Annotated in this window: 18 protein-coding genes; 10 read left to right on the top strand and 8 right to left on the bottom strand. The window is 54.1% G+C overall.

Annotation, left to right across the window (positions count from 1 at the left end):
• The first annotated feature begins 587 nt into the window (after window positions 1-587).
• The 6 genes from tig (at window position 588) to GHN86_RS18205 (ending at window position 9,102) form a co-directional block, all read left to right on the top strand.
• Window positions 588-1,898 carry a trigger factor gene (gene tig, locus GHN86_RS18230; protein WP_153381018.1) on the top strand — a complete coding sequence of 437 codons (1,311 nt, stop codon included), beginning with the start codon at window positions 588-590 and terminating at the stop codon, window positions 1,896-1,898.
• Window positions 1,899-1,989: 91 nt separating this feature from the next.
• Complete coding sequence (clpP, locus tag GHN86_RS18225) at window positions 1,990-2,631, top strand: ATP-dependent Clp endopeptidase proteolytic subunit ClpP (protein ID WP_122786096.1); 642 nt, start codon at window positions 1,990-1,992, stop codon at window positions 2,629-2,631.
• A gap of 106 nt (window positions 2,632-2,737) precedes the next feature.
• On the top strand, window positions 2,738-4,021 hold the full coding sequence (clpX, locus tag GHN86_RS18220; RefSeq protein ID WP_153381016.1) for an ATP-dependent Clp protease ATP-binding subunit ClpX: 1,284 nt from the start codon (window positions 2,738-2,740) through the stop codon (window positions 4,019-4,021).
• A 163-nt stretch (window positions 4,022-4,184) separates the two neighbouring features.
• The gene (gene lon / locus GHN86_RS18215) at window positions 4,185-6,581 is read left to right on the top strand and encodes an endopeptidase La (protein ID WP_153381012.1); all 2,397 of its coding nucleotides are present in this window, start codon (window positions 4,185-4,187) and stop codon (window positions 6,579-6,581) included.
• A gap of 147 nt (window positions 6,582-6,728) precedes the next feature.
• Complete coding sequence (locus tag GHN86_RS18210) at window positions 6,729-7,001, top strand: HU family DNA-binding protein (protein ID WP_074759350.1); 273 nt, start codon at window positions 6,729-6,731, stop codon at window positions 6,999-7,001.
• A 229-nt stretch (window positions 7,002-7,230) separates the two neighbouring features.
• Window positions 7,231-9,102 (top strand): SurA N-terminal domain-containing protein, encoded by a 1,872-nt coding sequence (locus GHN86_RS18205; RefSeq protein WP_153381010.1) that lies wholly within the window; start codon window positions 7,231-7,233, stop codon window positions 9,100-9,102.
• A gap of 185 nt (window positions 9,103-9,287) precedes the next feature.
• On the opposite strand, the gene fabI is transcribed toward GHN86_RS18205, so the two are convergent.
• The 8 genes from fabI to gloB form a co-directional block, all read right to left on the bottom strand.
• A complete protein-coding gene (fabI, locus tag GHN86_RS18200) occupies window positions 9,288-10,082 on the bottom strand; it encodes an enoyl-ACP reductase FabI (protein WP_003441378.1) in 795 nt (264 codons plus the stop codon).
• Between the two features lie 19 nt (window positions 10,083-10,101).
• On the bottom strand, window positions 10,102-11,712 hold the full coding sequence (locus GHN86_RS18195; RefSeq protein ID WP_153381008.1) for an ABC transporter ATP-binding protein: 1,611 nt from the start codon (window positions 11,710-11,712) through the stop codon (window positions 10,102-10,104).
• Between the two features lies 1 nt (window position 11,713).
• The gene (locus GHN86_RS18190; RefSeq protein ID WP_153381006.1) at window positions 11,714-12,733 is read right to left on the bottom strand and encodes an ABC transporter permease; all 1,020 of its coding nucleotides are present in this window, start codon (window positions 12,731-12,733) and stop codon (window positions 11,714-11,716) included.
• Between the two features lies 1 nt (window position 12,734).
• Complete coding sequence (locus GHN86_RS18185; protein ID WP_122786090.1) at window positions 12,735-13,808, bottom strand: microcin C ABC transporter permease YejB; 1,074 nt, start codon at window positions 13,806-13,808, stop codon at window positions 12,735-12,737.
• Entirely contained in the window at window positions 13,809-15,650 is a 1,842-nt protein-coding gene (locus GHN86_RS18180) for an extracellular solute-binding protein (protein ID WP_153387079.1), read from the bottom strand.
• Complete coding sequence (locus tag GHN86_RS18175; protein ID WP_153381002.1) at window positions 15,647-17,476, bottom strand: extracellular solute-binding protein; 1,830 nt, start codon at window positions 17,474-17,476, stop codon at window positions 15,647-15,649. The genes GHN86_RS18180 and GHN86_RS18175 overlap by 4 nt, the downstream gene beginning before the upstream one ends.
• 156 nt (window positions 17,477-17,632) lie before the next feature.
• Complete coding sequence (locus GHN86_RS18170) at window positions 17,633-19,033, bottom strand: lytic transglycosylase domain-containing protein (protein WP_153387076.1); 1,401 nt, start codon at window positions 19,031-19,033, stop codon at window positions 17,633-17,635.
• A gap of 98 nt (window positions 19,034-19,131) precedes the next feature.
• Entirely contained in the window at window positions 19,132-19,911 is a 780-nt protein-coding gene (gene gloB, locus GHN86_RS18165; RefSeq protein ID WP_153380999.1) for a hydroxyacylglutathione hydrolase, read from the bottom strand.
• Window positions 19,912-19,984: 73 nt separating this feature from the next.
• Between gloB and GHN86_RS18160 the strand changes: the two genes are divergently transcribed.
• The 4 genes from GHN86_RS18160 (at window position 19,985) to GHN86_RS18145 (ending at window position 22,645) form a co-directional block, all read left to right on the top strand.
• Window positions 19,985-20,743 carry a methyltransferase domain-containing protein gene (locus GHN86_RS18160; protein WP_153380997.1) on the top strand — a complete coding sequence of 253 codons (759 nt, stop codon included), beginning with the start codon at window positions 19,985-19,987 and terminating at the stop codon, window positions 20,741-20,743.
• A gap of 86 nt (window positions 20,744-20,829) precedes the next feature.
• Window positions 20,830-21,282, top strand: a complete 453-nt coding sequence (gene rnhA / locus GHN86_RS18155; RefSeq protein WP_153380995.1) for a ribonuclease HI — start codon at window positions 20,830-20,832, stop codon at window positions 21,280-21,282.
• On the top strand, window positions 21,275-22,033 hold the full coding sequence (gene dnaQ / locus GHN86_RS18150; protein ID WP_153380993.1) for a DNA polymerase III subunit epsilon: 759 nt from the start codon (window positions 21,275-21,277) through the stop codon (window positions 22,031-22,033). Before rnhA ends, dnaQ begins: the two co-directional genes overlap by 8 nt.
• 48 nt (window positions 22,034-22,081) lie before the next feature.
• Window positions 22,082-22,645 carry a GNAT family N-acetyltransferase gene (locus GHN86_RS18145; RefSeq protein WP_153380991.1) on the top strand — a complete coding sequence of 188 codons (564 nt, stop codon included), beginning with the start codon at window positions 22,082-22,084 and terminating at the stop codon, window positions 22,643-22,645.
• Window positions 22,646-22,680 lie beyond the last annotated feature (35 nt).

The following is a 22,680-nucleotide window of genomic DNA, read 5'->3' as shown; positions in this document are numbered from 1 at the left end:
CGTAGCTCAGTTGGTAGAGCACGGGATTGTGACTCCCGTTGTCGAGGGTTCGATCCCCTTCGTCCACCCCATATTTAAAAAACGCCAGATTAATAATCTGGCGTTTTTGTATCAAAATTTTGAAATGCACATGCAGTGGGATGAATTGCCGCACTGGATTTGGGTTTCAGCTTCGTAGAGAGTGAGTCTAAACGCTCCTCTGTACTTGCCTTGTCCTGTAGTCATTCCCCTCTGTTTTATAAAAGCGCAATGCCTGAAAAGGCTGCGTTTTTTGTCGTCCCTGCTTTTTCAAGGCAAGGAACGCGCTGTGTTGCAGGATAATGCGCACTTTTAGTGATTCTGCGATGTCGAAGTGTCGTCATTACCCTGCATCTATATAGAGGCAAAAAGGCTCTGGATCAGGGTTGTGTAAAGAATTGTATGTATTCAAGTGTTTAAGCAAATCATTGCTTGCGCTTAATAATGTGCCAGCTGTTTCTGAGTATGAATGCGGTAGGGTGACTTCTTGAGTTTGACCCACTAGAATGCATGCCCTTGATTATGGGGTCGGAAACGGCCGGCTAATGTCTGTGCAACGAGGAATATCCATGCAAGTTTCTGTTGAAAATACTTCTGCTCTTGAGCGCCGCATGAGCATCACCGTGCCAGCTGAGCGCATCGAGACTCAGGTCAACAAGCGTCTGCAGCAGACTGCCCAAAAGGCCAAGATCGCGGGCTTCCGCCCAGGCAAAGTCCCTATGAGCGTGATCCGTCAGCGTTACGAAGCTGATGCGCGCCAGGAAGCTGTGGGTGATGTTATCCAGGCCTCTTTCTACGAAGCAGTCGTTGAGCAAAAGCTGAACCCGGCTGGCCAGCCTTCGGTAGAGCCGAAAGTGTTGGAGAAGGGCAAGGATCTGGAATACGTTGCCACTTTCGAAGTATTCCCTGAATTCGAAGTAACCGGTCTGGACACCATCGCTGTCGAGCGCCTGAGCGCCGAAGTGGCTGATGCCGACCTGGACAAAATGCTGGACGTGCTGCGTAAGCAGAACACCCGCTTTGAAGTCACTGATCGCGCCGCTCAAAACGAAGATCAACTGAACATCGATTTCGTTGGCAAGGTAGACGGCGAAGTGTTCGCTGGCGGCTCCGCCACCGGTACTCAGTTGGTTCTGGGTTCGGGCCGCATGATTCCTGGCTTCGAAGAAGGTCTGGTCGGTGCTAAAGCGGGCGAAGAGCGCGTTCTGACCCTGACTTTCCCTGAGGACTACCAGAACCTGGATCTGGCTGGCAAAACTGCCGAGTTCACTGTCAAGGTGAACACTGTTTCCGAGCCTAAGCTGCCTGAGCTGAACGAAGAGTTCTTCGCACAGTTCGGTATCAAGGAAACAGGTCTGGAAGGTTTCCGCACCGAAGTTCGCAAGAACATGGAGCGTGAGCTGCGTCAGGCGATCAAATCCAAGGTCAAAAATCAGGTAATGGACGGCCTGCTGGCTGCCAACCCGATTGAAGTGCCAAAAGCACTGCTGTCGAGCGAAGTTGATCGTCTGCGCGTTCAGGCTGTTCAGCAATTCGGTGGCAACATCAAGCCTGATCAACTGCCGGCTGAGCTGTTCGAAGAGCAAGCCAAGCGCCGTGTTGTGCTGGGCCTGATCGTAGCTGAAGTGGTCAAGCAGTTCGACCTCAAGCCTGACGAAGATCGCGTTCGCGAAATGATTCAGGAAATGGCTTCCGCTTACCAGGAGCCAGAGCAGGTTGTAGCTTGGTACTACAAAAATGATCAGCAATTGAACGAGGTTCGTTCGGTTGTGCTGGAAGAGCAAGTTGTGGATACTGTTCTGCAGAAGGCTAAGGTGACCGACAAAGCGGTCTCTTACGAAGAAGCAGTCAAGCCGGTAGAAGCTCCACAAGCCGACTGATTTCTGATTCGTTGGAAAACACAACCATAAGCCAGCCTCGAGCTGGCTTATGCGTATTTCAGACAAGACTATTTGGGAGTGACTGCCGGACATGTCCCGCAATTCTTATATTCAGCAGAACTCTGACATCCACGCCGCTGGCGGCCTGGTCCCGATGGTTGTTGAGCAGTCTGCCCGTGGCGAGCGCTCCTACGACATCTATTCGCGCCTCCTGAAAGAGCGGATCATCTTCCTGGTAGGCCCTGTCGAAGATTACATGGCCAACCTGGTGGCGGCGCAGTTGTTGTTCCTTGAGGCCGAAAACCCGGACAAGGACATCCATCTTTATATCAACTCACCGGGCGGTTCGGTAACTGCGGGCATGTCGATCTACGACACCATGCAGTTCATCAAGCCGGACGTGTCGACCATCTGTATTGGTCAAGCCTGCAGCATGGGTGCTTTCCTGCTGGCCGGCGGCGCGCCGGGCAAGCGTCACTGCCTGCCGAACTCGCGCATGATGATTCACCAGCCATTGGGCGGTTTCCAGGGGCAGGCGTCGGATATCGACATTCATGCCAAGGAAATCCTTAACATCCGTCATCGCTTGAACTCGCTGTTGGCTCACCACACCGGTCAGCCTCTGGAGACCATTGAGCGTGACACCGAGCGTGACAATTTCATGAGCGCTGAGCGTGCAACCGAATACGGTTTGATCGACTCTGTGTTCAGCAAGCGTCAAATGCCCGCTTAAGTAGCTCAAATGTAGGTGGTTGGAATAACCGACCACCTGCGGACTTGAAAAAGCCCGCAGTAGCCTTCATCTTGTGTTGCAAGCCTATCGGATTTGGATCGATCGAATGACTGACACCCGCAACGGCGAGGACAACGGCAAATTGCTCTATTGCTCCTTCTGTGGCAAAAGCCAGCATGAAGTGCGCAAATTGATTGCCGGCCCCTCGGTCTTTATCTGCGACGAATGCGTCGACCTGTGCAATGACATCATCCGCGAGGAGGTGCAGGAAGCCCAGGCCGAGAGCAGTGCACATAAATTACCTTCGCCAAAAGAAATCAGCGGCATCCTTGATCAATACGTCATTGGTCAGGAACGTGCCAAAAAGGTTTTGGCTGTAGCGGTGTACAACCACTACAAGCGCCTCAACCAGCGTGACAAGAAGAACGACGACGTCGAACTTGGCAAAAGTAACATTTTGCTGATCGGCCCTACCGGCTCGGGTAAAACCCTGTTGGCAGAGACCTTGGCGCGTCTTTTGAATGTACCGTTCACCATTGCCGATGCAACCACGCTGACTGAAGCGGGTTACGTGGGTGAGGACGTGGAAAACATCATTCAAAAGCTGCTGCAGAAATGCGACTACGACGTAGAGAAAGCCCAGATGGGTATTGTCTACATCGATGAGATCGACAAGATTTCGCGCAAATCCGACAACCCTTCTATCACCCGTGATGTCTCCGGTGAAGGTGTGCAGCAAGCCTTGCTGAAATTGATTGAAGGTACCGTGGCTTCCGTACCGCCCCAAGGCGGCCGCAAGCACCCGCAGCAGGAATTCTTGCAGGTTGATACCCGCAACATTCTGTTTATCTGCGGTGGTGCATTCTCGGGCCTTGAGAAAGTTGTTCAGGCTCGCTCCACGCGTGGTGGTATTGGTTTCAGCGCCGAAGTGCGCAGCAAGGAAGAAGGCAAGAAGGTTGGCGAGTCCCTGCGTGAAGTCGAACCTGACGATTTGGTCAAGTTTGGTCTGATCCCTGAATTTGTCGGTCGTCTTCCTGTGTTGGCGACGTTGGACGAGTTGGATGAAGAAGCGTTGATGCAGATTCTGACTGAGCCCAAGAACGCGCTCACCAAGCAGTATGGCAAGTTGTTCGAGATGGAAGGTGTTGATCTCGAATTCCGTGCTGACGCGCTGAAAGCCGTGGCCAAGCGTGCGCTTGAGCGCAAGACTGGCGCACGGGGCCTGCGTTCGATTCTTGAAGGCGTGCTGCTCGACACCATGTATGAAATTCCCTCGCAGTCCGAGGTGAGTAAAGTGGTGATCGACGAAAGCGTTATTGAAGGTAAGTCCAAGCCGTTGTTGATTTACGAAAACAACGAAGCGACTGCCAAAGCTGCACCTGACGCGTAAGTGTATTACTGCTTGTTGCACGTAACGTGTTGACGAAGGGGCCTACGGGCCCCTTTGTTTTTCCTGTCGCTAAACGCTTGTTTTTTTTCGGAACTGCCCCCATCTTGGCTTCAAGCTTATATCCATCTGATTACGGCCTTATGGCCGCCGTAGAGGCGAAATCATGAAGACAACCATCGAATTGCCTCTCCTGCCATTGCGTGATGTTGTGGTTTATCCGCACATGGTTATCCCACTGTTCGTGGGACGCGAGAAATCGATCGAGGCCCTTGAGGCTGCGATGACGGGCGACAAGCAAATTTTGCTGTTGGCTCAAAAAAATCCTGCTGACGATGATCCGGGTGAAGACGCACTCTATCGCGTCGGTACTATTGCTACCGTTTTGCAATTGCTCAAGCTTCCTGACGGCACGGTCAAGGTGCTGGTTGAAGGCGAGCAGCGGGGTGCTGTGGAGCAGTTTGGTCAAGCTGACGGCTATCTGAGCGCGCAAGTCTCTTTGATTGATGAAGTGCCGGCCCCTGAGCGTGAATCCGAAGTCTTTGTCCGTAGCCTGATCTCGCAGTTTGAACAGTACGTGCAACTGGGCAAGAAAGTCCCGGCTGAAGTGCTGTCATCGCTCAACAGCATCGATGAGCCGAGCCGTCTGGTCGATACGATGGCTGCCCATATGGCGCTGAAGATCGAGCAGAAGCAGGAAATCCTCGAGATCATCGATCTGCAAGCCCGAGTCGAGCATGTACTGGCGTTGCTGGACGCTGAAATCGACCTGCTGCAAGTTGAAAAACGCATCCGTGGCCGTGTCAAAAAACAAATGGAGCGCAGCCAGCGCGAGTACTACCTGAATGAGCAGATGAAGGCCATTCAGAAAGAGCTGGGCGATGGCGACGAAGGCCATAACGAAATCGAAGAGCTGAAAAAGCGCATTGACGCTGCGGGCCTGCCTAAAGACGCTATGGTCAAGGCGCAGGCTGAGCTGAACAAGCTCAAGCAGATGTCGCCAATGTCCGCTGAAGCCACTGTGGTGCGTTCCTACATCGACTGGCTGGTACAGGTGCCGTGGAAGGCGCAGAGCAAGGTTCGTCTTGATCTCAAGCGTGCCGAAGACATTCTGGATGCCGACCACTATGGTCTGGAAGAAGTCAAAGAGCGGATTCTCGAATATCTCGCGGTGCAAAAGCGCGTGAAAAAAATTCGTGGCCCGGTTCTGTGTCTGGTCGGTCCTCCCGGTGTCGGTAAAACCTCTCTAGCCGAGTCTATTGCTCACGCAACAAACCGAAAATTCGTACGCATGGCCTTGGGTGGTGTGCGTGATGAAGCGGAAATTCGCGGGCATCGCCGTACCTATATTGGTTCGATGCCGGGTAGATTGATTCAAAAAATGACAAAGGTTGGCGTGCGCAACCCGCTGTTCCTGCTCGATGAAATCGACAAGATGGGCAGCGACATGCGCGGCGATCCGGCTTCTGCGTTGCTTGAAGTGCTCGATCCGGAACAGAATCACAACTTCAATGATCATTACCTTGAGGTCGACTACGACCTGTCTGACGTAATGTTCCTGTGTACCTCAAACTCGATGAACATTCCGCCGGCGTTGCTGGACCGGATGGAAGTTATTCGACTGCCGGGTTACACCGAAGATGAAAAAATCAACATCGCTGTCAAATACCTCGCGCCCAAGCAAATTGAAGCCAATGGTCTGAAGAAAGGCGAGCTGGCATTCGATAACGAAGCCATTCGCGACATCATTCGTTACTACACACGTGAAGCGGGTGTACGAGGTCTTGAGCGTCAGATTGCGAAGATTTGTCGTAAGGCTGTCAAAGAGCATGCGATGGAAAAACGCTTCACCGTTACGGTGACGCCTGAGCTGCTTGAGCACTTCCTTGGTGTAAGAAAATTCAGCTACGGCCTGGCCGAGCAGGAAGATCAGATCGGTCAAGTAACCGGCTTGGCCTGGACACAGGTTGGCGGCGAATTGTTGACGATCGAAGCCGCAGTAGTGCCGGGTAAAGGTCAGTTGATCAAGACCGGATCGCTCGGCGATGTCATGCTGGAATCCATTACTGCCGCACTGACTGTCGTTCGCAGCCGCGCGAAAAGCCTTGGTATCCCATTGGATTTCCACGAGAAACGCGATATTCACATCCACATGCCAGAAGGCGCGACACCTAAGGATGGCCCAAGTGCAGGTGTCGGTATGTGTACGGCTTTAGTGTCTGCATTGACGCTGATTCCGGTACGTGCCGATGTTGCGATGACGGGTGAAATTACCCTGCGAGGCCAGGTTCTGGCTATCGGGGGCTTGAAGGAAAAACTGCTTGCTGCTCACCGTGGTGGGATAAAAACAGTCATTATTCCTGAAGAGAACGTTCGTGATCTGAAGGAAATTCCTGACAACATAAAACAGGATCTTCAGATCAAACCGGTTAAATGGATTGACGAGGTCCTGCAAATTGCGCTGCAATACGCGCCGGAGCCCTTGCCGGATGTGGCTCCCGAGATTGTTGCCAAGGAAGACAAGCGAGAGTCTGACTCTAAGGAAAGAATTAGCACGCATTAATATGGCTTTGCCTGAAGGGCTTGTTGACGCTTTTTAGAGCCCTTGTTATAAAGCGGCTCATGCAGTCTCAACAATCGCTTCAGCAGTCGTCTTGCTTTTTACCAAAAACTTTAGACACATACTCAAATAGATATAAGGGGACTTAGAGTGAACAAGTCGGAACTGATTGATGCTATCGCTGCATCTGCTGATATCCCGAAAGCTGCAGCCGGCCGTGCGCTGGACGCAGTAATCGAATCCGTCACTGGCGCTCTTAAGGCTGGCGACTCTGTGGTACTGGTTGGTTTCGGTACTTTTTCTGTGACCGATCGTCCTGCTCGCACAGGTCGTAACCCACAGACTGGCGAAGCGCTGAAAATCGCAGCTGCCAAAAAACCAGGCTTCAAAGCCGGTAAAGCGCTGAAAGAAGCCGTTAACTAAGTTTCTGCAACACTTTTTACCCAACCGGGTCAGGCGCACGCCAGGCTTGGCAGCGGAGCGGTAGTGCAACCGATGGCAACATCGGCTGGTCACACCGGGGGTCGCGGGTTCGAGCCCGGTCCGCTCCGCCAGTTAAGAAAAGGCGCATCCTCGGATGCGCCTTTCTTTTATCCGGACTCTACCCACGCTCCACGGTTGCTCATTGTGCAAGACCGTTTCTGGGGGAAGCATGCTGCAAAATATCAGGGACAATTCACAAGGCTGGATTGCCAAGACCATCATCGGAGTCATCGTCGCGTTAATGGCGTTGACCGGCTTTGATGCCATTTTTCAAGCCACCTCAACCAGCAAGGATGCGGCCAAGGTTAACGGCGAAGAGATCACGCAGGTTGAGCTGAGTCAGGCCGTCGACATGCAACGTCGTCAGTTGATGCAACAGCTCGGCAAGGATTTCGATGCTTCATTGCTTGACGAAAAAATGCTGCGAGAAGCAGCCCTTAAAGGGTTGATCGATCGCAAGCTGCTGTTGCAGGGCGCCAATGACGCGAAGTTCTCCTTCTCTGAGGCGGCGCTGGATCAAGTTATCCTGCAGACGCCTGAGTTTCAGGAAAACGGCCAGTTCAGTCCTGAGCGCTTTGATCAGGTGATTCGTCAGCTGGGTTACGGTCGTCTGCAATTCCGCGAAATGCTGGGTCAGGAAATGTTGATTGGTCAACTCCGTGCCGGTCTGGCGGGCAGTGGTTTTGTGACCGATGAGCAAGTGAACGCTTTTGCCCGTCTCGATAAGCAAACCCGTGATTTCGCTTCGCTGAACATCAAGGCCGACCCGGCTGCGGTGAAACTGAGCGATGATGAAATCAAGGCTTACTATGACGAGCACGCCAAAGAGTTCATGACACCCGATCAGGTCGTGATCGACTACATCGAATTGAAGAAGTCTTCTTTCTTTGATCAGGTAACGGTCAAGGACGATGAGCTGCAAGCGCTCTATCAGAAGGAAATTGCTAACCTGGCAGAGCAACGCCGCGCTGCGCACATCCTCATTGAAGTCAATGACAAGGTGAGCGACGAACAAGCCAAAGCCAAGATTGCTGAGATTCAGCAGCGTCTGGCCAAAGGTGAAAGCTTCGAGGCTCTGGCCAAAGAGTTCTCGCAAGACCCGGGTTCGGCTGCCAATGGCGGTGATTTGGGCTTCGCTGGAACCGGTGTTTACGATCCTGTATTTGAAGCAGCTGTTTATTCGCTGAAACAGGATCAGGTGTCGGAGCCGGTTCGCACCAGCTTTGGTTATCACCTGATCAAGTTGCTGGGCGTTGAAGCGCCTGAAGTGCCAAGCTTCGCCAGCCTGAAAGACAAGTTGACGCGTGACTTGAAAACCCAGCAAGTTGAGCGCCTCTTTGTGGATGCGACCAAGCAGTTGGAAGACTCTGCGTTTGAAGCGTCTGATCTGGTTCAGCCAGCACAGGAACTGAAGTTGACCGTACACACCTCTGAGCCGTTTGGTCGTCAGGGCGGCAAAGGTATTGCAGCCAACCGTGACGTCATCCAGGCTGCTTTCAGCACTGAGGTGATGGATGAGGGCGCCAACAGCACCGCGATCGAACTCGATCCTGAGACTGTCGTAGTGTTGCGTGTCAAAGAGCATCGCAAGCCTGAGCAGTTGCCTCTTGAAGCCGTGTCCGAAAGCATTCGTGCGCAACTGGTCAAGGAGCACGCCAGCGCGGCTGCGAAAACGCGTGCTGATGAAATTATCAAAGCGCTGCGCGATGGTAAGCAGCCTTTGAATCAGCCTGTTGACGGTCAGTCGTGGAAGGTTCAGGAAGCTGTTGCGCGGGCGCAGGAGGGTATTGACCCGGCTGTACTGCAAGCCGTTTTCCGTATGCCCAAGCCTGTCGCTGCTGACAAGCCTACGTTTGCCAGCGTGACGTTGGCCGATGGCACCGTTGTTGTGCTGCGCCTCAATGGCGTCAACGATGCTGCGAAGCCGACTGAAGAAGAGAAAGCTGACTACCGTCGTTATCTCTCCTCGCGTGCAGGTCAGCAAGACTTTGCCGCGTACCGCAAGCAGTTGGAAAACGAGGCGAAGGTCGAGCGCTTCTAAGCGTCAGGTCTTCAGCTTCACTAAAAATGGCCGCTCTATGAGCGGCCATTTTTTTTGCACGCTTCTGCCTGTGACCCGAATACTAGTAGCAGTACAAGGCGTGACGTGCCACTGCATTGGTAAACGCAAAACGCCCGGTGCAGAGACTGCACCGGGCGTTTTGAGTAACGGGCGTAACGAAGTGTTTACTCTTCGAGGCTGCCCATTGCGGTGGTGTTGAAACCGCCGTCTACGTACATGATTTCGCCGCTGATGCCCGATGCCAGATCGGAGCACAGGAAGGCGCCGGCATTGCCGACTTCGTCGATGGTGACGTTACGACGCAGTGGAGTCTGCGCTTCGTTGGCCGCCAGCATTTTACGGAAGTTTTTGATGCCCGAAGCTGCCAGGGTGCGGATCGGGCCAGCCGATACGCAGTTAACGCGCGTGCCTTCCGGGCCCAGGCTGCCTGCCAGGTAACGTACACCAGCTTCCAGGCTGGCTTTGGCCATGCCCATCACGTTGTAGTTAGGCATGGTGCGCTCGGCGCCCAGGTACGACAGGGTCAGCAGGCTGCCATTGCGGCCTTTCATCATTGGACGACCGGCTTTGGCCAGGGCCACGAAGCTGTAGGCGCTGATGTCGTGAGCAATGCGGAAGCCTTCACGGGTGGTGGCATCTGTGAAGTCGCCGTCCAGCTGGTCACCCGGGGCGAAACCTACGGAGTGAACGATGCAGTCCAGGCCGTCCCATTTTTTGCTCAGGTCTTCAAAGACCTTGGCGATTTCTTCATCGCTTGCAACGTCGCAAGGGAAGCACAGTTCAGGGTTTGAACCCCAGCCTGCGGCGAACTCTTCAACGCGGCCTTTAAGCTTTTCGTTCTGATAAGTGAAAGCAAGTTCAGCGCCTTCACGGTGCATGGCGGCAGCAATACCAGAAGCGATGGACAATTTGCTAGCGACACCGACGATCAGGACGCGCTTACCGGCGAGAAAACCCATGTGTTGTTCCTCTATCAGATTAATCGACAGTCACTGGTGCCAAATAGGCGGCTTCCAGCAGCTGTTGTGTATATGGATGTTGCGGTGAGGCAAAGATACTTTGCGCATCACCCTGTTCGACCACTTGGCCATGCTTGACCACCATCAACTGGTGGCTCAGCGCTTTGACGACAGCCAGGTCATGGCTGATAAACAAATACGTCAGGTTGTACTTGACTTGCAGTGAGCGTAAAAGCTCAACAACCTGGCGTTGTACGGTCCGATCCAACGCTGAGGTTGGTTCGTCCAGCAAAATCAACGCCGGTTTTAAAACCAGTGCGCGGGCAATGGCGATTCGTTGCCTCTGCCCACCTGAAAACTCGTGAGGGTAGCGGTGCCGGGTTTCCGGATCCAGACCTACTTCTCGCAAGGCTTCAATAATTGCGATTTCCTGCTCCTCGGCAGTGCCCATGCGATGAATGCGCAAGCCTTCACCGACAATCTCGCTGACGCTCATGCGTGGGCTGAGACTGCCAAAAGGGTCCTGGAACACCACCTGCATTTCCCGTCGTAAAGGTCGGACTTCTTGCGCAGACATGCAGTCTAGCCGTTTGTCTTCAAAACGGATCAAGCCCTTGCTGGCAATTAAACGCAAAATCGCCAGACCGAGTGTCGATTTGCCTGATCCACTTTCTCCTACGATGCCCAGGGTCTGACCCTGACGCAGGCTGAAGTTTATGCCGTCGACCGCCTTCACGTAATCAACGGTTTTACGCATCAGCCCTTTTTTTATCGGGAACCAGACTTTCAGGTCCTCGACCTCCAGCAATGTCGGCCCCGCCACGGTATGGGCCGGGTCTCCGCTGGGCTCCGCATTCAGCAGTTCCTGGGTATACGGATGCTGCGGTGAGCGGAACAGCTGTTCACACGATGCTTGTTCGACGATTAAACCTTGCTGCATGACACATACTCGATGCGCAATTCGTCGAACCAGGTTCAAATCGTGGGTAATCAGTAACAAGGACATGCCCAAACGGGCTTGTAAATCCTTTAAAAGATCGAGGATTTTCAACTGCACCGTAACGTCCAGTGCAGTGGTCGGCTCGTCGGCGATTAATAGTTCCGGCTCGTTGGCCAGGGCCATCGCAATCATTACGCGTTGTCTCTGCCCGCCTGACAGCTCGTGTGGCAACGCTTTAAGGCGTTTGTGAGGCTCAGGTATGCCTACCAGCTCAAGCAACTCCAGCGTGCGTGCTGTGGCTTGCTTGCCGGTCAATCCTTTGTGAATGCCCAGGACTTCGTTGATTTGTTTCTCAATGGAGTGCAACGGATTGAGAGAGGTCATGGGCTCTTGAAAAATCATGGCGATGCGATTGCCGCGAACATGCCGGAGCTTTTTTTCATCGAGGCTCAACAGATCTTGGCCGCCATACAGGATGCTGCCCGTTGGGTGACGTGCCAGCGGGTAGGGCAACAGGCGCAAAATCGAATGCGCAGTCACCGATTTACCTGAGCCGCTTTCGCCGACCAGCGCCAGAGTTTCACCGCGTTTGATGTCAAAGCTGATGCCTTTCACCACGCGATGCGGGTGTTCGCCGCTGACAAACTCAACGGAAAGATCACGCACTTCAATCAGATTTTCCTGCGTCATCTTATTTCCTCGGGTCGAACGCATCGCGAGCCGACTCGCCGATAAACACCAACAGGCTGAGCATAATAGCCAGCACGGCAAAGGCGCTGATGCCCAACCACGGCGCTTGCAGGTTGGATTTGCCCTGGGCCACCAGTTCGCCCAATGAGGGTGCTCCCGGTGGCAGACCGAAGCCCAAAAAGTCCAGTGCTGTCAAAGTGCCAATGGCGCCGGTCAAAATAAAGGGCATGAAGGTCATGGTCGACACCATCGCGTTGGGCAGAATATGGCGGTACATGATGGCCATGTCTTTCATGCCCAGCGCCCGGGCAGCGCGCACGTATTCCAGATTACGGCCCCGCAGGAACTCGGCGCGTACCACATCGACCAGGCTCATCCATGAGAACAGCAACATGATTCCTAATAGCCACCAGAAGTTGGGTTGCACGAAGCTGGCGAGGATGATCAGCAGATACAGCACCGGAAGTCCTGACCATATTTCCAGAAAGCGTTGACCGGCCAAGTCGACCCAGCCTCCGTAGAACCCCTGAAGCGCTCCGGCAATCACGCCAATAATTGAACTGAGCACGGTTAACGTCAGCGCGAACAGAATGGATATTCGGAAGCCGTAAATAACCCGTGCGAGGACATCCCGTCCCTGATCGTCAGTGCCCAGCCAGTTTTCGGCGGAAGGCGGGGCAGGGGCTGGGACTTTCAGGTCGTAGTTAATGCTCTGATAGCTGTACGGGATGGGCGGCCACAGAACCCAAGCGTCTTTTTTGGCAAGCAATTCACGGATGTACGGGCTTTTGTAATTGGCTTCGAGTGGGAACTCGCCACCAAAGTCGGTCTCCGGGTAACGTTTCAGGGCCGGGAAATACCAATCACCTTCGTAATGGATAACCAGTGGTTTGTCATTGGCGATCAGTTCTGCACCGAGGCTTAGCCCGAACAGCACGAGAAAGATCCATAACGACCACCAGCCGCGTCTGTTGGCTTTAAAACGTTCGAAACGTCGTCGATTGAGCGGGGACAATTTCATCTCAATGCTTCCTGCTTTCGAAGTCGATACGCGGGTCTACCAGGGTGTAAGAAAGGTCGCCGATCAATTTCACGATCAGGCCCACCAGCGTAAAAATAAACAAGGTGCCAAACACCACCGGGTAATCGCGATTGATTGCAGCCTCAAAGCTCATAAGGCCTAAACCGTCCAGGGAGAAAATCACCTCGACCAACAAAGAGCCGGTGAAGAAAATTCCGATGAAGGCTGAAGGGAAGCCTGCAATCACCAGCAGCATGGCGTTGCGAAATACATGCCCATACAACACACGGTGATTGGTCAGCCCTTTGGCCTTGGCGGTGACCACGTACTGTTTGTTGATCTCATCCAGAAAGCTGTTTTTGGTCAGCAGGGTCATGGTGGCGAAGTTGCCGATCACCAGTGCAGTGACCGGCAATACCAAGTGCCAGAAATAGTCGAGAATCTTTCCGGTAAGGCTCAATTCGTCAAAGTTGTTGGAAGTCAGGCCGCGCAGTGGAAACCAGTCGAGGTAACTGCCGCCGGCAAACACCACAATCAGCAGGATGGCGAACAGGAATGCCGGAATGGCATAGCCGACTATGATCGCCGAGCTGGTCCAGACGTCGAAGCGGCTGCCGTGTCGTGTGGCTTTGGCAATGCCCAGCGGAATCGACACCAGGTACATGATCAGCGTGCTCCACAAGCCCAGCGAGATAGAGACAGGCATCTTTTCCTTGATCAGGTCGATCACTTTCGCATCCCGGAAAAAGCTTTCGCCGAAGTCCAGCTGTGCGTAATTCTTGATCATGATCCACAAGCGTTCCGGTGCCGATTTGTCGAAGCCGTACATTTTTTCGATTTCTTTGATCAGCTCTGGATCCAGCCCTTGTGCGCCCCGGTAATTGGCGCCCGCCACCGAGACTTCCGAGCCGCCTCCAGCGATACGGCTGGTGGCGCCATCAAAGCCTTCGAGTTTGGCGATCATCTGCTCCACCGGGCCGCCAGGCGCGGCCTGAATGATGATGAAGTTAATCAGCAGTATTCCGAACAAGGTCGGAATGATCAGCAGCAGTCGCCTGATGATATAAGCCAGCATTTAAGGCTCCTGGCTCGCGCTTTCAGGTTGAGGGGGTTTTGCAGGTTGTGCGTCAGGTTTTGCCCACCAGGTCTCGGTGCCGATGTCGTACTTGGGTGTGATGTCGGGATGACCGATATGGCTTGAATAGGCGACACGCCAGGTTTTGATGTGCCAGTTGGGAATCACGTAGAAGCCCCATTGCAGTACGCGGTCCAGTGCGCGGGCATGGTTGATCAGGCTTTGTCGGGATTCGGCATTGATCAGGCCTTCGGTCAATTGATCGATGGCCGGGTCTTTGAGGCCGATGAAGTTTCGACTGCCGGGCTTGTCGACACTCTGCGATTCCCAGTATTCACGTTGTTCGCTGCCGGGTGAGCTGGACTGCGGGAAGCTCCCGACAATCATGTCGTAATCGCGTGAGCGCAGACGGTTGAGGTACTGAGACGTATCAACCCGGCGAATTTGCAGGTCGATCCCCAAATCGCTGAGGTTGCGTTTGAAGGGCAGCAGGATTCGCTCGAATTCGGTTTGCGCCAGGAGGAACTCGATTTTCACCGGTTTGCCCTGTGCATCGACCATTTTGTCATCGACGATGCGCCAGCCGGCCTCTTGCAAGAGTTGATAAGCCCGACGTTGCTGGTCGCGGATCATGCCGCTGGCGTCGGTAACAGTGGGTTTGAAAACCTCAGTGAACACTTGATCAGGGATCTGCCCGCGCAAAGGTTCCAGAATCGCCAGTTCTGCTTCGCTCGGCGGAGCCTTGACAGCCATTTCCGAATTCTCGAAATAACTGCCGGTGCGTGCGTAAGCGCCGCTGAACAGTTGCTTGTTAGCCCACTCAAAGTCGAACAACAGGCTAAGCGCTTCACGCACCCGCACATCCTGAAACATTGACTTGCGCAGGTTGAACACAAAACCCTGCATGCCGGTCGGGTTGTGATTGCGAATTTCTTCTTTTTTCAAACGACCTTGGGTAAATGCCGGTGCGTTGTAGGCGCTGGCCCAATTTTTGGCGCTGATTTCTTGCCAATAATCAAACTGCCCGGCCTTAAGTGCCTCAAAAGCCACGCTGTTGTCGCGAAAGTAATCGACGGTGATCGTGTCAAAGTTGTACAGGCCCTTGTTGATGGGCAAGTCTTTACCCCAGTAATCCTTGTTGCGCTCATAACGAATAAAGCGTCCGGGCTTGATCTCGGTGATGGTGTAGGGGCCGCTGCCCACCGGGATTTCAAGGTTGCCCTTGGCAAAGTCGCGTGTTTCCCACCAGTGCTTGGGCAGCACGGGAAGCTGGCCAAGAATTAAGGGTAATTCGCGATTTTTGGTGTGCTTGAAGGTGAATTTTACCTGTAGCGGGTTTTCTGCGATGGCTTGATCGACGTCGCTGTAATAGCCCTTGAACAGGGGCGAACCGTTTTTCATGAGGGTGTCAAAGCTGAAGACGACATCTTCGGCGCGGATCGGATGGCCATCGTTGAACTTGGCTTCTGGGCGCAGGTAAAAACGCACCCAGCTGTTGTCAGGAGCTTTTTCGATTTTTTCGGCGATTAGGCCATAGGCGGTAAAAGGCTCATCAAGGGTTTGTCGTGCCAGGGTGTCGAACGTTAATGAAATATCGTCTGCTGGAACGCCTTTATTGATAAACGGATTGAGGCTGTCAAAGCTGCCCAGCGATGATTTTCGAAAGGTTCCGCCCTTGGGCGCATCCGGGTTGACGTAGTCAACATGCTTGAAGTCGGCCGGGTATTTGGGCGGCTCATCGTAGAGGGTCAATGCATGCTGTGGGGCCGCCAGTGCTGCACAGGCAAGGCTGGCCAATAGCAAGCCACTCAACGGCTTGAGTAACGTACGCAAAGGCATCATTGGGTTTTCTCCGTAGTCTTTAGCCACCACGCACTGAGGCCCAATGTATAGGGCGGCGTAGTCACGAAGGCGAGCCGGTTGCGGTACGCCAGGCGGTGATAATTCAGATACCAGTTAGGAATGCTGTAGTGCTGCCAGAGCAGGACGCGATCCAGCGCCCGGCCCGCAGCCAATTGTTCTTCGCGGGTTTGTGCGGCCAGCAGGCGTTCAAGCAGTTGATCGACGACCGAATTCGCAACCCCTGCATAATTTTTGCTGCCCTTTACGTTGGCCTGGCTTGAGTGGAAGTACTGCCACTGTTCAAGGCCGGGGCTTAAGGTTTGGTCGAGGGTCATCAGGATCATGTCGAAGTCGAACTGATCCAGCCGCTGTTTGTACTGGGCGCGGTCTACAGTACGCAGTCGTGCATCGATGCCGATACTGGCCAGGTTTTCAACGTAGGGCTGCAATATGCGCTCTAGGTTGGGGTTTACCAGCAGTATTTCGAAACGCAACGGGGTGCCGTCGCTATTGAGCAAGCGTTGCCCGGACAGCTTCCAGCCGTTTTCATTCAGCAGTTTCAAGGCTTGGCGCAAGGTTTCACGGGGGATGCCCTGACCTTCGGTACGTGGCAAGGCAAATGCCTGAGTGAACAGTTCGGGTGGCAGTTGGCTACGCCACGGGGAAAGCATCAACCACTCGTGACCTTGGGCAAGGCCGCTGGCCGAAAATTCGCTGTTGGGGTAATAGCTGATGGCACGCTTATAGGCATTGTTGAAGAGCGCGCGGTTAGTCCATTCAAAGTCGAACATCAAGCCCAGTGCTTCGCGTACTTGCGTATTTGCAAAGGTGCTGCGCCGGCTATTCATAAACAGCCCTTGGGTTTGAGTCGGAATCTGGTGAGTGATTTCGGCTTTTATGACATCCCCTCGGCGTACGGCCGGGAAGTTATAGCCATTGGCCCAGTTTTTGGCCTGATGCTCGATATAGATGTCGAATTCACCCGCCTTGAACGCTTCGAATGCCACATCGCTGTCGCGGTAGAACTCAACCTCGACACGGTTGAAATTATATTTGCCACGATTGACCGGTAGGTTGGCGCCCCACCAGTTTTTGACATGTTCAAACACCAGCTGGCGTCCCGGCGTGACCTTGGTTATACGGTAAGGCCCGCTGCCTAGCGGTGGCTCAAACGTAGTGGCTTTGAAGTCACGCGTTGCCCAGTAGTGCTGAGGCAGAACCGGTAGTTCGCCCAAGCGTAAAATCAACAACGGGTTGCCGGAGCGCTTGAAGACAAAGCGAATGCGCTTGGGCCCCAGTATGTCCACGCGCTGAACTTCTTGAAGGTTAGTCCGGTATTGCGGATGGCCTTCTTTGAGAAGGAGATTGTATGAAAAGGCAACGTCGTAGGCGGTAATCGGAGCGCCGTCGTGAAACTTCGCTTCAGGTCGTAAGTTAAATACGACCCAGCTGCGGTCTTCGTTATATTCCACCGATTGTGCGATCAGGCCATAGCTGGAGGTCGGCTCGTCACCCGAGGGGGCGTATTGTCCGGTGCCGGCCATCAGGGTTTCGTTAAGTTCGTTGACCCCGTATTGCAGAAAATTGGCCGTCGAAACCGGGCTTGTGCCTTTAAAGGTATAGGGGTTGAGTGTGTCAAAAGTGCCAAACGCCATGACTTTCAGCGTCCCCCCTTTTGGGGCGTCGGGATTCACCCAGTCGAAATGGGTGAAGGTGGCCGGATACTTGAGGGTGCCGAACTGCGCATAGCCATGGCTTTCGCTGAGGGCGGCGCTTGCGGGAAAGCTCAAGGCCAGGCTGATGAATAGCGGGAGGAGGGGACGCATCAAGGCAGAGATCCGATCCAGGCATTGGGCTTAGGGTTTCCGTACAGTAACAGCTTGTATCTGTAGGAAAAAGGCCACTTCGGAAAGCACTACGGGTAAGTAGAGTCCTGCTTGTTAGTAGGATTCTACTTACCCGTAGTTCGACCAGCTCTCGGCTTAGCGCGGTTTGGATACCGTCAGCATTTGTCCGGGTTTCAGTGCTTTGGCACTGTTCGGGTTCCAGCGTTTGAGATGTTGCATCTCAACGTTAAAACGCTTGGCAACGATGTATAGCGAGTCGCCTTTTTTAACTTTGTACTGCACAGGTTTTTTGGCAGTTGGCTTGCGCGTGTCTTGCATGACCAGAATCTGGCCGGCCTTGAGATTGTTACCGCTGAGTTTGTTCCAGTGTTGCAAGTCTTTGACATTGACCTTATTGGCTTTGGCAATCAGGGTCAGGTTGTCGCCGCTTTTAACCCGGTACTTACGGTTCAGGCGCGCAGTCGATGTGCTTACAACCTTGTCGAATACGGGTTTGTTGGGACGCAGACTCACCAACTGGTCGGAACTTAAGTTGGACAGGCTGGCCGTCAGCAGTTGGGCCTTGGCCGTAGGCACCAGCAGAAGTTGTGGCCCTTCTGTGGTTGCCCGTTGTTTGTAGGCCGGGTTGAGTTGAAACATCTCGTCTTCGTCGATCTCGGCCAGCGCAGCGACGCGCGACAAGTCCATCGACTGTTTGATTTCTACCATTTCAAAGTAGGGTTCGTTGGCAATCGGGTTCAAGTTGATGCCATAGGCCTCAGGGGCCAGAACCACTTGGGAGAGTGCCAGTAACTTGGGGACGTAATCCTTGGTTTCCTGCGGCAGCGGCAGGTTCCAGTAATCAGTCGGCAAGCCCAGTTTTTCGTTGCGCTCAATGGCTCGGCTGACCGTGCCTTCGCCTGCATTGTAGGCGGCCAGTGCCAGCAACCAATCACCGTTGAACATGTCGTGCAGGCGGTTCAGGTAGTCAAGAGCGGCAAGTGTCGAAGCAGTAATGTCACGACGACCATCGTAGGCGCGGGTCTGGCGCAAATTGAAGTAGCGACCCGTTGATGGAATGAACTGCCATAACCCGACGGCATTGGCGTGGGAGTAAGCCATCGGGTTGTAGGCGCTTTCGATGGCTGGCAACAAGGCCAGCTCCAACGGCATGTTGCGCTCTTCGAGGCGCTCGACGATGTAATGGATATAAAGGCTGCCGCGTTCGCCGGCATTTTCGAGAAAAGAGGGGTTGCTGGCAAACCAAAGGCGCTGCTGCTCGATGCGTGGGTTAACGTTCTGTCCATCTTGCAATTTGAAACCCTGGCGCATCCGCTCCCACACATCTTGTGGCGCTACGGGGCTGGGTTTGGAGCTGAGCCAGAGGGGCTCTTGAGGGATGCGTTTGGTTATTTTGAGACTGGCCCGTTCGGCCGGTTGGGCCGAGTGATCCATGGATTGGCAGCCCGCGAGAGTGGCGGATACAGCCACCGCGATGGCTTTAAACCAACGCGTCAATGCATCTGAATTAATGGAGTTACCTATGAATGATGACATTGGCTAAAGAAAAGTTCGGGCAAAAATGTCGGGCGATTCTAGAAAGCAGGTGGGGCGCGGTCAACTGTTCAGAATTTAAGGGTTAACCGCGAGCATGATTAGAACTTGTCTTTCCAGCTTCGCAAGCTGGCAAATACCGCACTGGGCGAGTTGTTGTTGCGCTTATTCCACTCGTCAGCTTTTTCTTTAACAGATGTTTCGTTGACCCGTAGAAAAGGATTTGTGCGTAATTCGAGTGCAATAGATGATGGCAGACTGATGCGGCCCTGATCTCGCCATTGCTGGACTTCAAGGGCGCGCGCTGCAATGTCCTTGTTGTTGGGTTCTACCGCTTGGGCAAAGCGTAGATTGCTTAGTGTGTATTCGTGCGCGCAGAACACCGCGGTCTGCTGTGGTAATGCAGCCATGCGGCTGAGGGAATAATGCATTTGCTCTGGAGTGCCCTCGAACAGTCGGCCACAGCCTGCTGCGAACAATGTGTCGCCGCAGAACAATAAGGGCTTCGTCTCATCGTGGTGGTAATAGGCGATATGACCCAGTGTGTGGCCCGGAACGAGCAGTACGTCGAACTTAAGGCCCAGCACTTCAATAGCGTCATTGTCATTAAGCGCCACTTGTAGGCCAGCAATGTTCTCAAGTGCCGGCCCCCAGACTTTCGCATGAGTGTGTTGAAGCAGGGGCAAAACCCCACCCACATGGTCGGCATGGTGGTGGGTGATCAGGATGTCACTGAGCACCCAACCCGGATGTTGGGCAAGCCAGTCCAGGACAGGTGCGGCGTCACCCGGATCGACCACGGCGCAACGTTGATTCGATGCATCTTGTAACAACCAGATGTAGTTGTCGCTGAAAGCGGGCAGGGCGTCGATCTGTAACATGGCGCAATTCCAATGTTCGAAACAAAGGCGCATCTTAGGTCCTGTGATACCCACATGGCGAATTGGAGGAGCAATGACCGATAAAGTATTGGCACAGGCCGATCCTGAATGGCTGGCGCTGATCAGTGCGGCGCGAGACTGGTTGTCCGGTCCCCACGGGCAGTTGCTGCTTGAAGATGAGCAGCGGGTGTTGGAGGACGAGCTGGGACGTTTTTTCGGCGGTTATCTGGTGCATTACGGCCCCGGTGCCGACACCCCGCCCAAGGCTGCGCAAGTGCAGCGCAATGTGCGTTTGGGAGCGCCGTTGCCCGGCGTCGAAATCTTCTGTGAAGAGCAGGCCTGGCCCTTATGTGAGCATGCTGCCGATGTCGTGGTGTTGCAGCATGGCCTGGATTTCTGCCTGTCGCCCCATGGCCTGTTGCGCGAAGCGGCCAGCAGTGTGAGACCTGGCGGACACTTGTTGATTGTGGGAATAAACCCTTGGAGCAGTTGGGGCCTGCGGCATGTTTTTGCCAAGGATGCACTGTCCAAGGCACGTTGTATTTCGCCTTCCCGGGTCGCCGACTGGCTGAATTTGCTGGGCTTTGCGCTGGAGAAACGTCGCTTCGGGTGCTATCGTCCGCCGTTGGCGTCTGCCGCCTGGCAAAGCCGTTTGGCGGGCTGGGAGCGCAAGGCGGGAAGCTGGCAATTGGCCGGTGGCGGCTTCTATGTGTTGGTTGCGCGCAAAATAGTGGTGGGCCTGCGACCGGTCAACCCGCTACGTCGTGAGCCGATGGGCAAGCTGATTCCGCTGCCGATGGCCAAGGTCACTCGGCGTCACACTGAACCCTAATTTCATGTCGGGTCGAATTTACTCGGCCCCAGGTGCTGCTGATCCCTGATTGGCAGGCCGTAGCAGCCTTTTCTGGAACGTGTGTAATGAGCAATAGTGTAGAAATGTTCACCGATGGAGCCTGCAAGGGCAATCCCGGCCCCGGCGGGTGGGGGGCGTTGTTGGTGTGTCAGGGTGTCGAGAAAGAGTTGTGGGGCGGAGAACCTAACACCACCAATAACCGTATGGAACTGATGGCAGCCATTCGTGGCCTGGAGGAACTCAAGCGTCCGTGCGAAGTATTGCTGGTGACCGACTCGCAGTACGTGATGAAAGGCATCACCGAGTGGATGGTCAACTGGAAAAAACGTGGCTGGAAAACCGCCGCCAAAGAGCCGGTTAAAAATGCCGATTTGTGGAAATTGCTCGATGAGCAAGTCAATCGTCATACCGTGAAGTGGGAGTGGGTACGCGGTCATATTGGCCATTACGGCAATGAGCGCGCAGACCAGTTGGCCAATCGCGGTGTGGATGAAATGAGGGGCATCAAGCATGCGTAGCGTTGTACTCGATACCGAAACCACCGGTATGCCGGTGACCGATGGCCACCGGGTCATCGAGATCGGTTGCGTCGAGTTAATGGGCCGTCGCCTGACCGGCAGGCACTTCCACGTGTACTTGCAGCCGGACCGCGAAAGCGACGAGGGGGCGATTGGTGTTCACGGTATTACCAATGAATTTTTGGTGGGTAAACCGCGATTCGCAGAAGTGGCCGACGAGTTTTTTGAGTTCATCAAGGGCGCGCAACTGATCATTCATAACGCTGCGTTTGACGTGGGCTTTCTGAATAACGAGTTTGCCCTGATCGGTCAGACCGACCGGGCTGACCTCACTCAACACTGCACCATCCTCGATACGTTGATGATGGCGCGAGCGCGACACCCGGGGCAGCGCAACAGCCTGGATGCGTTGTGCAAACGCTATGGTGTCGACAACTCGGGTCGTGAATTACACGGCGCTTTGCTCGACTCCGAGATTTTGGCTGACGTTTACCTGACCATGACGGGTGGCCAAACCAGCCTGTCGCTGGCGGGTAACGCTTCGGACGGCAATGGTTCTGGCGAGGGTTCGGGCAATCTGGCCACTGAAATTCGTCGCTTGGCGGCCGATCGTCAGCCGGGTCGGATCATTCGTGCAAGTGAAGCGGAGTTGGCAGAACACGCGGCTCGCCTCGACGTGATTGCAAAAGCAGCGGGTTCGCCGTCGTTATGGGCTCAGCTTCTCGACGCCAAGGGCCAAACGTTGCAATAGCCTTGAGTTGAATCCAGGGCAGTGTCTCGCGACAGAAAAGGATTGTTCATGTACCTGGTTATGCACCCCAAGGACCCTGAGGTTTCGGTACGGCTGGCTGATGAAGGATTTGCCCCCTATGTGTGGGGCAATGATTTCAGTTTTGATGTGAAAGCGTACGCACACGTCGATCAAAATAAAAAGGTCGAGCACTGGCCTTTGGAAACGATCACGCCGTACCGCAAGTGTTACGGCATCGACCCTGATGAGTTCGCGAGCTATCTCGGAGGGGCCGACAGTGCCATTTTCATGGCTTATCTTGACGGTGAAGCAGTTGGGCATGTTGTTGTAAGCACTAACTGGAACGGCTTTGCCCATGTCGATGAGTTGGCTGTCGCGGCCCGTGCTCGCCGTTATGGCGTGGCCAAGTCCTTGCTGGATGTGGTCAAATTCTGGAGTCTTAAGAAAAACCTGCCGGGTATCATGCTCGAGACCCAAAACAACAATATTGGCGCTTGTCGCTTGTATGAACGCTGCGGGTATCAGGTGGGCGGTATTGATCGTTTACGCTATCGAGGCATTGATCCACAGACTCGCGAAGTGGCGATTTTTTGGTATTTGCTGTTCGAGTGAGCGTGGACGTGACCGCTTTGCGGTTGATCGCAGCC

The organism is Pseudomonas helleri, assembly GCF_009600315.1.
Lineage (GTDB): Bacteria > Pseudomonadota > Gammaproteobacteria > Pseudomonadales > Pseudomonadaceae > Aquipseudomonas > Aquipseudomonas helleri_A.
The sequence above is the reverse complement of the archived record's forward strand: the minus strand, read 5'-3'. Positions and strand labels throughout refer to the sequence as shown.

Bases quoted from the DNA above. Each gene is read 5' to 3' on its own strand.
- gloB (WP_153380999.1), bottom strand. From the start codon at position 19,911: ATGTTACAGATCGACGCCCTGCCCGCTTTCAGCGACAACTACATCTGG.
- GHN86_RS18175 (WP_153381002.1), bottom strand. From the start codon at position 17,476: ATGCGTCCCCTCCTCCCGCTATTCATCAGCCTGGCCTTGAGCTTTCCC.
- GHN86_RS18185 (WP_122786090.1), bottom strand. From the start codon at position 13,808: ATGCTGGCTTATATCATCAGGCGACTGCTGCTGATCATTCCGACCTTG.
- GHN86_RS18180 (WP_153387079.1), bottom strand. From the start codon at position 15,650: ATGATGCCTTTGCGTACGTTACTCAAGCCGTTGAGTGGCTTGCTATTG.
- GHN86_RS18160 (WP_153380997.1), top strand. From the start codon at position 19,985: ATGACCGATAAAGTATTGGCACAGGCCGATCCTGAATGGCTGGCGCTG.
- clpP (WP_122786096.1), top strand. From the start codon at position 1,990: ATGTCCCGCAATTCTTATATTCAGCAGAACTCTGACATCCACGCCGCT.
- clpX (WP_153381016.1), top strand. From the start codon at position 2,738: ATGACTGACACCCGCAACGGCGAGGACAACGGCAAATTGCTCTATTGC.
- rnhA (WP_153380995.1), top strand. From the start codon at position 20,830: ATGAGCAATAGTGTAGAAATGTTCACCGATGGAGCCTGCAAGGGCAAT.
- GHN86_RS18145 (WP_153380991.1), top strand. From the start codon at position 22,082: ATGTACCTGGTTATGCACCCCAAGGACCCTGAGGTTTCGGTACGGCTG.
- dnaQ (WP_153380993.1), top strand. From the start codon at position 21,275: ATGCGTAGCGTTGTACTCGATACCGAAACCACCGGTATGCCGGTGACC.
- lon (WP_153381012.1), top strand. From the start codon at position 4,185: ATGAAGACAACCATCGAATTGCCTCTCCTGCCATTGCGTGATGTTGTG.
- GHN86_RS18190 (WP_153381006.1), bottom strand. From the start codon at position 12,733: ATGAAATTGTCCCCGCTCAATCGACGACGTTTCGAACGTTTTAAAGCC.
- fabI (WP_003441378.1), bottom strand. From the start codon at position 10,082: ATGGGTTTTCTCGCCGGTAAGCGCGTCCTGATCGTCGGTGTCGCTAGC.
- GHN86_RS18205 (WP_153381010.1), top strand. From the start codon at position 7,231: ATGCTGCAAAATATCAGGGACAATTCACAAGGCTGGATTGCCAAGACC.
- GHN86_RS18195 (WP_153381008.1), bottom strand. From the start codon at position 11,712: ATGACGCAGGAAAATCTGATTGAAGTGCGTGATCTTTCCGTTGAGTTT.
- GHN86_RS18170 (WP_153387076.1), bottom strand. From the start codon at position 19,033: ATGTCATCATTCATAGGTAACTCCATTAATTCAGATGCATTGACGCGT.
- tig (WP_153381018.1), top strand. From the start codon at position 588: ATGCAAGTTTCTGTTGAAAATACTTCTGCTCTTGAGCGCCGCATGAGC.